The sequence below is a fragment of the Weizmannia sp. FSL W8-0401 genome (genome assembly GCF_038009125.1).
In the GTDB taxonomy this organism is placed as follows: Bacteria; Bacillota; Bacilli; order Bacillales; family Bacillaceae_C; genus Weizmannia; species Weizmannia coagulans.
Map to the genome: position 1 here is coordinate 694,301 of NZ_JBBPAG010000001.1, position 12,851 is coordinate 707,151.

Genomic DNA, 12,851 nt, shown 5'->3' on the forward strand with positions numbered 1-12,851 from the left:
TTTTAAAAAGGCTGGACCATTAAGAGATAAAGTGAACAAAAAGCCGGGATTGAAACGCTGTCTCAAATGATCCGGGCTTTGACCTGCAGATAAAGTTTGGAAAGGGGAATGTTTAAATTGGCCGGTACAACCGCTGTAAATGAAAAAACAGGGGAGCGGGACGCCCTGATAGAAGAAATTGCCCGTTATGTGGCAGACAAAGAGATTACGAGTTCCGAAGCTTTTGAGACTGCACGTTACGGGCTTTTGGATACGCTCGGATGCGGCATTCTCGCCCTCCGTTTTCCGGAGTGTGTAAAAATGCTCGGGCCGGTCGTCCCGGGTACGGCCGTGCCGAACGGGACGCATGTGCCAGGCACTTCCTATGTGCTCGATCCGGTTGCGGGGGCGTTTAATATTGGCTGCATGATCCGCTGGCTCGATTACAACGATACGTGGCTCGCGGCGGAGTGGGGGCACCCTTCTGACAATCTCGGCGGCATCCTTGCTGTTGCGGATTTTTTGAGCCGGACGCGCGTTGCCAATGGGAAAGCGCCGCTCAAAGTGCGCGATGTGCTTGAGGCCATGATCAAAGCCCATGAAATCCAAGGTGTGCTTGCTTTGGAAAACAGCTTGAACCGCGTCGGGCTTGACCATGTTTTATTTGTCAAAGTGGCGACGGCTGCTGTTGCGACAAAAATGCTTGGTGGAGGGAAAAACGAAATCATGAACGCCGTTTCCCACGCCTGGATTGATAACGGCCCGTTGCGCACATACCGGCACGCGCCGAATACCGGTTCGCGCAAATCATGGGCGGCCGGCGATGCAACCAGCAGGGGCGTGGCGCTTGCGCTTGTTGCGATGAAAGGGGAAATGGGCTATCAAACGCCGCTTTCCGCACCCGGTTGGGGATTCCAGGACGTGATGTTCAAAGGGAAAGAACTGAAACTGGCCCGCCCGCTCGGCTCCTATGTGATGGAAAATGTTTTATTTAAAGTATCGTATCCGGCAGAATTCCATGCACAGACGGCAGCGGAAGCCGCAGTCAAACTCCATCCGGTTGTAGCTGGGAAACTGGATCAAATCAGCCGGATTACAATTACGACGCATGAGTCCGCCATCCGCATCATTGACAAAAAAGGGCCGCTTCATAACCCTGCTGACCGCGACCATTGCATCCAGTATGTGACGGCAACCGGCCTGATCAAAGGCAATATTACAGCGGACGATTATGAAGATGCAGCCGCCGCTGACCCGCGCATTGATGCATTGAGGGAAAAAATGACGGTTGTTGAAAACAAACAATACAGCATCGATTACCTTGATCCGGAAAAACGTTCCATCGCGAATGCCGTGCAAGTCTTTTTTGAAGACGGCACATCAACTGAAAATGTGGAAGTCGAGTATCCGCTCGGCCACCGCTTCAGAAGGGAAGAAGCGATCCCGAAAATCATTACCAAGTTTTCGGATAATATCGCCGCCCATTATTCCGCGAAGCAGCAGGAAAGGATCAAAGAAGCCTGCCTTACGGGAGAAGCGCTTGAAAAAATGGCCGTTCATGAATTCGTCAATTTATTCACCTTGTAGAAAGGATGTTGCACCATGGTTTGGATTGTCAATCAGCCGTCCTCACAGGAGGCGCTTGCCAAACGGTTTAAGGAACGCATGCAGGCACCAGGCATTTTGCAAATCCCCGGCGCGCATGATGCAATGGCGGCACTCATTGCAAAAAACACAGGGTTTGAGGCGCTTTATTTATCAGGCGCTGCCTATACCGCGAGCAAAGGGATTCCGGATCTTGGCATGATCACATCGACGGAAATGGCGGAGCGTGCACGTGATCTCGTGCGTGCCACCGATTTACCGGTTCTTGTTGACATTGACACCGGCTTTGGCGGCGTGCTGAACGTTGCCCGCACCGCCCGCGAAATGGTCGAAGCAGGTGTTGCGGCTGTTCAGATTGAAGACCAGCAGCTTCCGAAAAAATGCGGGCATTTAAACGGGAAGCAGCTCGTTACTGCATCTGAAATGTGCGAGAAAATCAGGGCGTTGAAAAGTGTGACGCCGTCGCTTGTCGTTGTAGCCCGTACGGATGCGAGAGGCGTGGAAGGCGTGGAAGCGGCGCTGAAGCGGGCCAACGTCTATGTGGAGGCAGGTGCGGACGCCATTTTTCCGGAAGCGCTCGAGTCCCGTGAGGAGTTCCGTTTATTTGCGGAAAAAATAAAAGCGCCGCTCCTTGCCAACATGACCGAATTCGGCAAAACCCCTTATTATACGGCGGAAGAATTCGAAGAAATGGGTTATGCCATGGTTATTTATCCTGTCACTTCGCTGCGCGTTGCCGCAAAGGCTTATGAACGGGTATTTGAAAAGATTAAGAACGAAGGGACGCAAAAAAATGCCCTCTCCGACATGCAGACGAGGAAAGAGCTGTACAGCACGATTTCTTTAGAGGAATTTGAAGCGCTCGACCAGTCGATCGCTAAAACGATTCTTCCTGTTACGCCTGATCCTTCATCATCAACGTAAAGAAAAAGGGCAAACCCGCTTTTTGCGCGCGGGGTTGCCCTATTCAACTTAGCGGCCGGCCTGTTTAGATTTCTCCTGCGTCGTGGAGTAGTTTTCGCCAAATTCGTTTTTCAATCCGGATCCTGTTGTTTGGCCGGAAACTTCTGCGGCAGGATCGGCTGTTCCGGGAGCGGCCGTTTCATTGAGGGCAGAAGCATCATTATCTACGAGCACAAGATAGTGTCCGGCATCAATTTCGGCCGAATAGCGGTCCAGTTCGTCCTGCGGGAGATCGAGATTGGTCAGTTTTCTTGTCGTTTCGTCATAATAGCCCGGCTTGAAGAACCCTTTGATTTTCTCCCAGAGAGAGCTGTTTTGTTCATCCGGGGCAGAAGAGGTGTGGTCCACATTTGCGCCGGTCTGGTTTTTCAATAAAGTCCCATCATTCCCGTTTGAAATAATGGAAATATCGGAAGTGCTGTAGCCTTCTGCGGTCAACCGGTCTACTGCGTTAATCGTTTCCTGCAATGTTGTGTAAATGCCAACTACTTCTTTTGCCATCTCTATCTGCCTCCTAACGGTGATAGTGCACTTTTACCCGGTAGAAAAAGGGTTAAACGGTTTTCGCAGGTTTTGACATATCCATAAAATTCAGTCAATATAAGATTGAATGGAGGGATTGAGATAGAACAATCTGCATATCTATCGTATGATGCAACAGAACTGGCCAGGCTCATAAAGCGAAAAGAAGTGAGTGTGGAAGAAGTGTTGGAGGCGGCAATGGCCCGGATTGAAAAAACAAACAGGCGTTTAAATGCCGTCATCCGGACACGGTTTGAGAAAGCAAAGAAGGAAGCGGCCGCGCTCCGTACAGATGAGCAGCCATTTGCCGGCGTGCCGGTTTTGCTCAAAGACATTTCCCAGGCGGTAAAGGGCGAGCTGCTCACATCCGGATCAAAACTGCTGCAGCAAAACCGTGCCAGAGAAGATGCTTTTTTTACGGCAAAATTGAAGGAAGCGGGGTTTATCATTCTCGGACATACAAACGTACCGGAATTTGGATTAAAAAATATTACGGAACCTGAACTTTACGGTCCGGCGCGCAATCCGTGGAATCCCCATTTTTCACCCGGCGGATCAAGCGGCGGTTCCGCGGCTGCGGTGGCTTCCGGGATGGTACCGGTTGCCGGTGCAAGCGACGGCGGCGGATCGATCCGCATTCCTGCTTCTTTTACAAGTTTAATAGGATTAAAGCCGACAAGGGGAAGGACACCAGTCGGGCCGGGACGTGGACGGCAATGGCAAGGGGCGGCCATTGACTTCGTGCTGGCAAAAACAATCAGAGACAGCGCAGCGCTCCTCGATGTGCTGCAAACTGTGGAACCCGCCGCTGCTTTTCAAACGCCGCTTTTTCCGGGATATGTACAGGAACTAAAGCGGAGCGGAACGAAAAAATATCGGATCGCGTTTTCGGTTGAATCGCCGGTTGGGACGCCTGTCAGCCGCGACGCAAAACAGGCTGTCTATAAAACGGCAAAATGGCTGGAACAGGAGGGCTATGTCGTGGAAGAAGCCAAGAACGGTGTTGACGGCAGGCGGCTGATGGAAAACTATTATTTAATGAACTGCGGGGAAATGGCGGCGGAACTTTCGGATTTGGAAAGCGCACTTGGACGCCCGCTTACGGAAAAAGATATGGAGCCGGTTTCGTGGGTCTTGTATGCTGCCGGGAAAAATGTCACGGCGGCGGAATACGCAAAGAGTCTTGCGGAGTGGGATAAAGCTGCAGCACAAATGGCTGCTTTCCATGAGACTTATGACCTGTATCTCACGCCTTCAACCGCGTTTCCGGCACCGAAAATCGGGGAACTTACCCAGACAGGGAAAGAGCGGGATCGTTTGTTTGGTGTTACCGGGCTCCCGAAAGAAAAGCAGCAGGCACTTGTCTATGATATGTTTGAACCGAGCTTAACGTTTTCCCCGTTTACGCAGCTCGCTAATTTAACCGGGCAGCCGGCGATCAGCCTGCCGGTTCATGTAACAGCGGCCGGGCTTCCTTTAGGGGTACAGCTGGTTGCGCCGAAAGGAAATGAACACTGGCTGCTGGATGTCGCATATGCGCTTGAACAGTCGGAACTTTGGGTTGGCATGCAGGGAAACCCTTGCCTTTAAAGCATGAATAAGAGGCGTTACTTACGCACGGGTCGGAACGTCTACGTTAAGGAAGGCAGTAGTTTTTACGTGCCTATCTTAGCAGTGTCATCTTACGTTAAGGAAGCCCGCCAAAAAGTCATGCTTTCTTAATGTAGAGGCGTCCTACGTTAAGGAAGGCTGCCCAAAAGCCCCGCTATCTTAACGTAGGGGCGTTCTATGTTAAAGAATGCCACTAAAAAAGCCCGCTTTCTTAATGTATAGGTGTTCTATGTTAAGGAAGGCCGTCAAAAAGTTCCGCTATCTTAACGTAGAGCCGCTCTATGTTAAGGAAGTCCGAAAAAAAGACATGCTATCTTAACGTAGAAGCGTTCTATGTTAAGGAAGCCCGCCAAAAAGTCATGCTTTCTTAATGTAGAGGCGTCCTACGTTAAGGAAGGCCGTCAAAAGGTTCCGCTATCTTAACGTAGAGCCGCTCTATGTTAAGGAAGTCCGAAAAAAAGACATGCTATCTTAACGTAGGGGCGTTCTATGTTGAGGAAGTTCGCGCAAAAGTCAGCTTCCTTCACGTAGAGCCATTCTATGTTAAGGAAGGTCGTCCAAAAGTCCCACTTTCTTAACGTAGAACCGTTCTACGTTAAGAAAGTCCGCCAAAAAACCCGTCTACCTTAACATAGAAGCCTTGCCGTCCCAGGGTGATTCTTTACCCAGGCAGACAATGGCTGGCTTGCGCACCGCACCATCGTATTGAAAATTTTTTGCCAAAAAGGATGGTTTTCATGTTACAATAAAATTACAAGAAAAAAAGCAGGGGAGCCGGTTTTGGCTGAGAGGATGCCGTTTTGCATCGACCCTTCACCTGATCTGGATAATGCCAGCGTAGGGAGTCTCATATTGAAGCATGTTTCGGCATGTTTTGGATGGACAGGCTTTCTTGCGCATGCAATGAAAGCTTTTTTATTTGAAAAAAAGGAGGAAAATTTGATGGAAAAATCGAATCAAGTAACGGTTTCTTTTTCAGTTGTTCCGCATATTAAAAGTGATGACTTATACGGTGTCGTCGACCGTGCGATCGAAGTTGTTCAAAACGCCGGCGTACGTTATGAAGTCGGGGCAATGGAAACGACGATGGAAGGCGATCTTGACGAACTGCTTGGGATCATCAAAAAAGCGCAGGATGCTTGCGTCCAAGCCGGTGCGATTGATGTCATCACATCGATCAAAATCCATTACCGGCCAAGCACCGGGGTGACAATGGATGAAAAAATTGCAAAATATCGCGAACAAGCGCCGCAGCCGGTTCGTTAACACGGCGCTCACGGCTGCCTGGCTCATTTTTTTGCTCTTCGTCTGGCAAGGGGTAACGGCCGGCTTTCATATCAGTGAATGGATGCTGCCAAAACCGACGGAAGTATGGCAGGAATTGAAAAATCTGCAATGGATGGTTTGGCCCAATATTTGGCAAACTGCAAAAGAAGTATTGATCGGGCTTGCCTTTTCCATTATGATTGGCGCAGCGATTGCCGTTTTTATGGATATGGTTCCCGTTTTCCGGATGCTGGTCCGGCCGCTACTAGTCGTTTCGCAAACAATTCCGATTGTGGCGATTGCGCCGCTTTTCATCGTCTGGTTCGGATTCGGGCTCCAGTCAAAAGTTATTGTGGTCATTTTAATCTGCTTTTTCCCGCTGGCATTGAGCATTCTGGAAGGGTTTCAAACGGTGGATGATGACTTGGTGAAACTGTTAAAGACCATGCATGCTTCAAAAGGGCAAATTTACATGAAAGTCAAATTTCCGGCTGTGCTCCCTTACTTTTTTTCAGGTTTAAAAATTGCCGTTACATATAGTGTGATGGGTGCCATTATCGGTGAGTGGCTCGGCGCAAGCGAAGGGCTCGGCGTCATGCTGACAAGGGCGACAAAATCTTTTATGACTGCCCGCTTGTTTGCCATCTCCGCTGTCATCATTGGGCTCACATTTCTTTTATACGGCGCTGTTGAATGTTTGCAAAGGCTATCCGCACCATGGGTATATCGAAAGGAAGATCATCAATGAAGAAAATTTTAATCATGTTGCAGGCGGCCATGTTGCTGCTTGCTGCCGGATGTGCCGGCAGCGGGCAGAAGGACAGCAGCAAAAAAGCGTTGCAAAAGGTGACGGTTGTGCTGGACTGGTTTCCGAACACCAATCATACCGGCCTGTATGTGGCTAAAACAAAACATTATTTTCAAAAGCAGGGCCTAGATGTGAAAATTATCCAGCCGGGAGACAATATCACGGCTGAACAGATGGTGGCCTCCGGGAAAGCGGATTTCGGGATCAGCTATCAGGAAAATGTCACCACGGCAAGGACGGAAGGAATCCCGATTGTATCCATTGCCGCGATCATCCAGCACAATACTTCCGGCTTTGCTTCTTTGAAAAAAGACAACATCACTTCTCCGAAAGATTTTGAAGGTAAACGCTACGGCGGCTGGGGTTCGCCGTCTGAAGAAGCTGTCATCAAAACGGTCATGGAAAAATACGGCGCCGACTACAGCAAAGTAAAAAATATCGTGCTCGGCCAGACGGATTTTTTCAAATCAATCGGACGTGAAGCGGATTTTGAATGGATTTATTACGGCTGGGACGGCATCCAGGCAGAGCGGAACGGGAAAAAACTGAATCTTATCATGGTCAAAGATCTCGACCCTGCGCTTGATTATTACAGCCCGGTCATCATTACAAGCGAAAAACTGGCCAAAGGGGATAAAACCCTTGTCAAATCTTTTATGAAGGCTGCGGCGCAAGGTTATACATTTGCGATCAAGCACCCGGAACAGGCTGCCGATATCCTGATTCAGGACGTGCCGGATACAAATAAAGGGCTTGTCCGCGCCAGCCAGAAGTGGCTGAGCACGAAGTACCAGGACGATGCCGCGGAATGGGGGGTACAGAAGGAAGAAGTGTGGCGCCGTTATATGGACTTCCTTTATGACCATAAAGTCATTAAGAAAAAAATTAACATCAAGGCTGCCTACACAAACGAATTTCTTCCAAACCGGCCATGACGTATTTGCAATTGGAAGACATTACGAAAACATTTGGAGGGAAAAAAGTGCTCGACGGCATTTCCGCAACGATCCAAAAAGGTGAGTTCTGCGCTTTTATCGGGCCGAGCGGGTGCGGAAAAAGCACGCTGTTAAATATCATTGCCGGGATTGAAAAGGCGGATGGCGGCAAAGTGATGCTTGGCGGCAAACCGGACGGGGTTCAGGATGCCGCCGGTTTCATGCCGCAGCAGGATTTGCTTCTGCCCTGGCGGACGGCACTGCAAAACATTGTCCTACCGCTTGAAATAAAAGGGGTGCGGAAACGGGAACGAATTTTGCGGGGGATGGAGGTACTCCGGCAGTTTGGCCTTGAAGATTACGCCGGCCACTATCCCGCCTCGCTCTCGGGCGGCATGCGGCAGCGGATCAGCTTTTTGCGCACGTATTTATGTGAAAAGCCGGTTATGCTGCTGGATGAACCGTTCGGAAAACTCGATGCTTTTACAAAAATGGATGTCCACCGCTGGCTGCTTGAATCATGGGAGAAAGGAAATCAGACGATTCTTATGGTTACCCATGATCTTGATGAAGCCGTGCTGCTATCGGACCGTGTTTTTGTCATGTCGCAGCAGCCGTCCGTCATCATCCACGAATTGAAGGTGCATTTGCCGCGCCCGCGGAAATGGGAGATGCTCTCTTCGGATGTGTTGAAAAAAGACAAAGATGAACTGTTAAGAGAGCTTGCCTCATTTTTGGGGAAATAAAAAAGGTTTGGAGAGGCTCCAAACCTTTTTTACAAGTTCAGCATATTGGATGCTGCATATTTTTCGACGGAAAGGCCGGTGCGGTCAACTTTGGCCGGTTCAACCAGCACATGCGGGAAATGGGCGCGGATCGTTTCTGCCATGGCCTCTGCCTCTTCGAACGGTACGAGCGAAATAACCGTCGGGCCGGCGCCGCTAATGACCGTCCCGTATGCGCCGAGTGATTTGGCCAGCCTGCGGATCTCCAAAAATTCGGGGATCAATTTTGTCCGGTATGGCTCGTGAAAACGGTCTTGTTCCATCATCTTTCCAGCCAGTTCGTACTGGCCACTTATGAGCGCCGCAATAAAAAGGTTGCTGGCCGCGCTCCCTTTTACCGCTTCTTTCCGCGCATAAAAATCAGGAAGCACTCTGCGCGCATCTTCCGTTTTCAGCTCATAATCGGGAATAAAAAGGAGCAAATCCGCCATGATGTCAAAAAACGGCATGACTTCAAACCGTCCGTCCCCGCGCTCGGCTGAAACAACGAGCCCGCCGAACAGGGATGCCGCGACATTATCCGGATGCCCCTCGATCCGCGAGGCAATGTCCAGCTTTTCCGCAAGCGAAAGCCCGAGATTTCCGGCAAAGTTGGCAAGTTCAATGCCGGCTACAACGGCTGAGGCGCTGCTGCCAAGCCCGCGGGCAAGCGGAATTTCACTGTCAACAATGACTTTGCACGGGGCCAGCCGGCTGCCATATAAATCCGCAACCTGCCGCGCAATTTTTAAGATAAAAGGGTCGCTGTCTTCCGGAAGCGGCGGCAAAAGGGGCGATACTTGTTCAAAAACCCATTCCTTGCTGCCGCACACTTCAAGCGTTAAGAAACGGTTGAGCGCCATGCCGACTGAATCAAATCCGGGCCCGAGATTTGCCGTGCTTGCGGGTACACGGATAACCAGCCTGTTCATACATGGATCACATTCGAAAGATAATCTGTCACGGCTTCTTCCGTTGCCGGCAGCACGGCAGGCCGGACTTCGACTTGGGACATGGCGGTTTGCGGGTCTTTAAGCCCGTTTCCGGTCAGGACAGCAACCACTTTGCTCCCTTTTTTGATCTGTCCCGTTTTGACCTGCTTGATGACACCGGCGATGGACGCACATGAACCCGGCTCGGCGAACGTCCCTTCATTGCGGGCGAGCAGCCGGAACGCATCAAGAATTTCTGGGTCTGACACCAAGTCGATCACGCCGCCTGATTCATCGCGGGCATTGACGGCCAGTTTCCAGCTTGCCGGGTTGCCGATCCGGATCGCGGTGGCGACCGTTTCAGGGTTTTCGATCACCCGGTCCCGGACGATGGCAGCCGCGCCTTCCGCTTCAAAGCCGTGCATTTCCGGCAGGCCGGTTTCAAATTTCTCATTGAACTCTTTGAATCCTTTCCAATACGCGCTGATGTTTCCGGCATTGCCGACCGGGATGGCAAGGACATCAGGTGCTGAACCCAGCTGCTCACAAATCTCGAAAGCTGCCGTTTTTTGGCCTTCCAGCCGGTAAGGGTTAACTGAGTTTACAAGTGTGACAGGCGAAGTTTTGCTTACTTTCCTGACGATTTTAAGCGCCTGGTCAAAATTGCCGTCAATTTCCACGATTTCAGCACCGTACATAACGGCCTGCGCCAGTTTGCCAAGCGCGATTTTTCCGCTCGGAATCACGATGATCGCCCGGATCCCGGCTTTTGCAGCATAGGCGGCCGCAGAAGCGGATGTGTTGCCGGTAGAGGCGCAGATAACGGACCTGCTGCCGCTTTCGATCGCTTTCGCAACCGCCATCACCATGCCGCGGTCTTTAAAAGAGCCGGTCGGGTTCAACCCTTCAAATTTTCCGTACAATTCCACGCCGAGTTTTTCCGATAAGCGGGCAAACGGGATAAGCGGCGTATTGCCTTCAAATAATGTCAGTTCTGGTGTTTTGTCTGTGACGGGTAAAAATGATTTGTACTGCTTGAGTAATCCTGGCCATTGATTCATGTCTTTACGCCTCTCCTTCAACACGGTAGTAGCTGTTCACTTCTTTGACAACAGGCATGTCATTTAACTGCTCGAGCGCCTTTTGGAAACGGTCGAGCGACACTTTGTGGGTGACAATGATGATTTCTGCAAGCTCATCGCGTTTATCAGGCGTCTGCAAAATCCGTTTAAAGCTGATGTTGAGCGCGCTGAAGGCGGCTGTAATTTTCGAAAATGCGCCGACCTGGTCTTTTAAATGCATACGGATATAAAATTGCCCGTAGCGCTGCTCAGACGGCATGAGTTTCCGTTCAAAGCGCGGGCCCCTGAGGTTCCGGCCGTTCACACCGAGCTGCATGTTTTTAATCGCGGCAATACAATCGCTCACGACCGCGGTCGCAGTCGGCATGCTTCCGGCGCCGGGCCCGTAAAACATCGCCTCGCCGATTGCTTCCCCGTTAATATAAACGGCATTGAATTCATTTTTCACGGAAGCAAGCGGGTGTTTTTGGGCGATAAACGTCGGCTGCACGCTCACTTCAATATGTTCATCCTGGCATTCCGCCATGCCGATCAGCTTCATCGTATACCCAAGCGTTTTCCCGTAATGCAAATCTGCAGATGAAAGATGGGTAATGCCTTCCACTTCCACATCTTCAAGTTTCACATTTGTATAGAATGCGAGCCGTGCCAAAATCGCCATTTTTCTTGCCGCATCCAGGCCTTCCACATCTGACGTCGGGTCGGCTTCGGCAAAACCAAGTTCCTGTGCCTCTTTCAGTGCCTCGTCATAAGAAACGCCTTCATCCATCATTTTGGTTAGAATAAAATTGGTTGTCCCGTTGACGATCCCCATCACTTTTTGGATCCGGTCGGAAACAAGGCCGTCCGTGAGCCCCCTGATAATCGGGATGCCGCCGCCGACGCTTGCCTCATACAGGAGGTCACACTGGTTTTTCCAGGCCAGTTCCTGAAGCTCCGGGCCGTAGAGGGCAATTAAATCTTTGTTCGCGGTTATGACATGTTTTTTATTTTCAATCGCCTTGACAATGTACCTCCGGGCTTCATCAATTCCGCCCATCACTTCGACGACGACATCAATTTCCGGGTCATTTAATATCTCATCGGGATTTGTAGTGACAGAGGCGGGATCAATGTCTACACCGCGGTCTTTTTCGATGTCGCGCACGAGAATGCGTTTCACCTTTACTTCACGCCCAAGCTGGTGGACGAGTTCCTCCTGATGCTGCCGGATCAGTCTGACAACGCCGCAGCCAACGGTTCCGAGTCCGAGCAGTCCGATTGAAACGTCCGATTTCATTTGATCACACCTCTTTATGTATTTTTACATAAAACAAATGTCTTTGTATAATAGACATTAAAGCATGAATACAGAGGAAGATCAAGTCTTTCTTTTTTTAAAAGTAAGAAAAAGAATCAGACGTATAGTGCTGGTTGCGGGTGCCGCTCCAGGCAAACTTCGAGAATTGCGGCATTCATGGCGTCGTTTTTTTGGACCATTTCAAACGCATGCGGGAGAAAGCATTCAGCCGGCGAGACTGCGGCCTCCCCGCATATATCGATGCCAAATACTTGTTTTTGATCGAGAATGGCCGAAATGCAGGACAGCAATTCCTGCCTGCCCATCGCCCCCTGATCCCAGTTTGTCTCGGCAAAAGCCGGGGAAAGGACGTCTTTGTCAATGCTGATATAGACGGTATCTGTTGGAATGGCGGATAAAATCCGTTGCCGGTTTTCAAGATTCCGGCTGTTAAAAGGAAAGATTTGGACGGTTTGCGGCGGGCGGCGATGTGTTATGAAAGAAGTCGGGCCGATGATGGCAACGCTTTTCAGCAGCGGGTTCATTTTTAAGGCGTAGGAAACCCATGACCCGCATGACAGCAGTGTTTGTTCAAAGCTGTCGTCCATGTCCGGATGGTTGTCGAACAGCACAAGGGTGAACGGTTCCGGCGCTTCTTTTAAAAGCAGGGAGGTTACATAATGGTAATTGCCGCTTCCAAGAAAGGTGATGCCTTTTTGCTTGCGGCGGCCCAGTGCCGTTTCAATTTGGAAAAGCGCCTCTTTTTCACAAAAAAGATTGGTATGGCGGATATGTTTCATATTGATTGTTTCATGGGGAAAAGACTGGACCCTTTTTTGTTCATCATACGTTTCGTCAAAAGCCAATATCGTGACACCTTTATGCAATAAACCCATCTCTTTCATCTCCTTTAAGAAATCACAGAACGGGTTGAACAAGGTTCCTTTGAATGGCGGAATATTGAAACGATTTATGATTTATTTTATCACACTTTTTTAAAGCGTGCACCGTTTCCGGCTCAACAGGAAGGGGCGGGAAAGATTACACACGTAAATTCTTGAAATGGCAACCGGCAAACGCCGCGCTCCCGCGTCCTTTTGGGGGG

At 50.2% G+C, this 12,851-nt stretch carries 12 protein-coding genes and 1 riboswitch; of the genes, 7 read left to right on the plus strand and 5 right to left on the minus strand.

Going from position 1 to position 12,851, the window contains the following annotated elements:
- Window positions 1-108: 108 nt before the first annotated feature.
- Together prpD and prpB are read left to right on the plus strand one after the other, a co-directional pair.
- Window positions 109-1,566, plus strand: a complete 1,458-nt coding sequence (gene prpD / locus NSU00_RS03200) for a 2-methylcitrate dehydratase (RefSeq protein ID WP_161655136.1) — start codon at window positions 109-111, stop codon at window positions 1,564-1,566.
- A 15-nt stretch (window positions 1,567-1,581) separates the two neighbouring features.
- Window positions 1,582-2,508 carry a methylisocitrate lyase gene (gene prpB, locus NSU00_RS03205; protein WP_237348948.1) on the plus strand — a complete coding sequence of 309 codons (927 nt, stop codon included), beginning with the start codon at window positions 1,582-1,584 and terminating at the stop codon, window positions 2,506-2,508.
- A 48-nt stretch (window positions 2,509-2,556) separates the two neighbouring features.
- Here prpB and NSU00_RS03210 read toward each other — a convergent pair whose 3' ends face one another.
- Window positions 2,557-3,048 carry a general stress protein gene (locus NSU00_RS03210; RefSeq protein WP_340702328.1) on the minus strand — a complete coding sequence of 164 codons (492 nt, stop codon included), beginning with the start codon at window positions 3,046-3,048 and terminating at the stop codon, window positions 2,557-2,559.
- 123 nt (window positions 3,049-3,171) lie between these two features.
- Here NSU00_RS03210 and NSU00_RS03215 point away from each other — a divergent pair, with 123 nt between their 5' ends.
- From NSU00_RS03215 to NSU00_RS03235, 5 genes are all read left to right on the plus strand, one after another.
- Complete coding sequence (locus NSU00_RS03215; protein WP_340703909.1) at window positions 3,172-4,659, plus strand: amidase; 1,488 nt, start codon at window positions 3,172-3,174, stop codon at window positions 4,657-4,659.
- A gap of 778 nt (window positions 4,660-5,437) precedes the next feature.
- A riboswitch (TPP riboswitch) is annotated at window positions 5,438-5,541 on the plus strand.
- A gap of 81 nt (window positions 5,542-5,622) precedes the next feature.
- Window positions 5,623-5,946, plus strand: coding sequence for an MTH1187 family thiamine-binding protein (locus NSU00_RS03220; protein ID WP_029141401.1), 324 nt, complete (start codon window positions 5,623-5,625; stop codon window positions 5,944-5,946).
- Window positions 5,897-6,694: an ABC transporter permease gene (locus tag NSU00_RS03225; RefSeq protein ID WP_017553401.1), complete on the plus strand. Its 798-nt coding sequence runs from the start codon at window positions 5,897-5,899 to the stop codon at window positions 6,692-6,694. Before NSU00_RS03220 ends, NSU00_RS03225 begins: the two co-directional genes overlap by 50 nt.
- Entirely contained in the window at window positions 6,691-7,689 is a 999-nt protein-coding gene (locus NSU00_RS03230) for an ABC transporter substrate-binding protein (RefSeq protein ID WP_017553400.1), read from the plus strand. The genes NSU00_RS03225 and NSU00_RS03230 overlap by 4 nt, the downstream gene beginning before the upstream one ends.
- A complete protein-coding gene (locus NSU00_RS03235) occupies window positions 7,686-8,435 on the plus strand; it encodes an ABC transporter ATP-binding protein (protein WP_340702329.1) in 750 nt (249 codons plus the stop codon). Before NSU00_RS03230 ends, NSU00_RS03235 begins: the two co-directional genes overlap by 4 nt.
- Window positions 8,436-8,464: 29 nt before the next feature.
- On the opposite strand, the gene thrB is transcribed toward NSU00_RS03235, so the two are convergent.
- The 4 genes from thrB to NSU00_RS03255 form a co-directional block, all read right to left on the minus strand.
- On the minus strand, window positions 8,465-9,385 hold the full coding sequence (gene thrB, locus NSU00_RS03240) for a homoserine kinase (RefSeq protein WP_029142013.1): 921 nt from the start codon (window positions 9,383-9,385) through the stop codon (window positions 8,465-8,467).
- On the minus strand, window positions 9,382-10,446 hold the full coding sequence (gene thrC / locus NSU00_RS03245) for a threonine synthase (protein WP_237348952.1): 1,065 nt from the start codon (window positions 10,444-10,446) through the stop codon (window positions 9,382-9,384). The genes thrB and thrC overlap by 4 nt, the downstream gene beginning before the upstream one ends.
- A gap of 4 nt (window positions 10,447-10,450) precedes the next feature.
- A complete protein-coding gene (locus NSU00_RS03250; RefSeq protein ID WP_340702330.1) occupies window positions 10,451-11,746 on the minus strand; it encodes a homoserine dehydrogenase in 1,296 nt (431 codons plus the stop codon).
- A gap of 116 nt (window positions 11,747-11,862) precedes the next feature.
- Window positions 11,863-12,642, minus strand: coding sequence for an arginase family protein (locus tag NSU00_RS03255; RefSeq protein ID WP_340702331.1), 780 nt, complete (start codon window positions 12,640-12,642; stop codon window positions 11,863-11,865).
- Window positions 12,643-12,851: the final 209 nt, after the last annotated feature.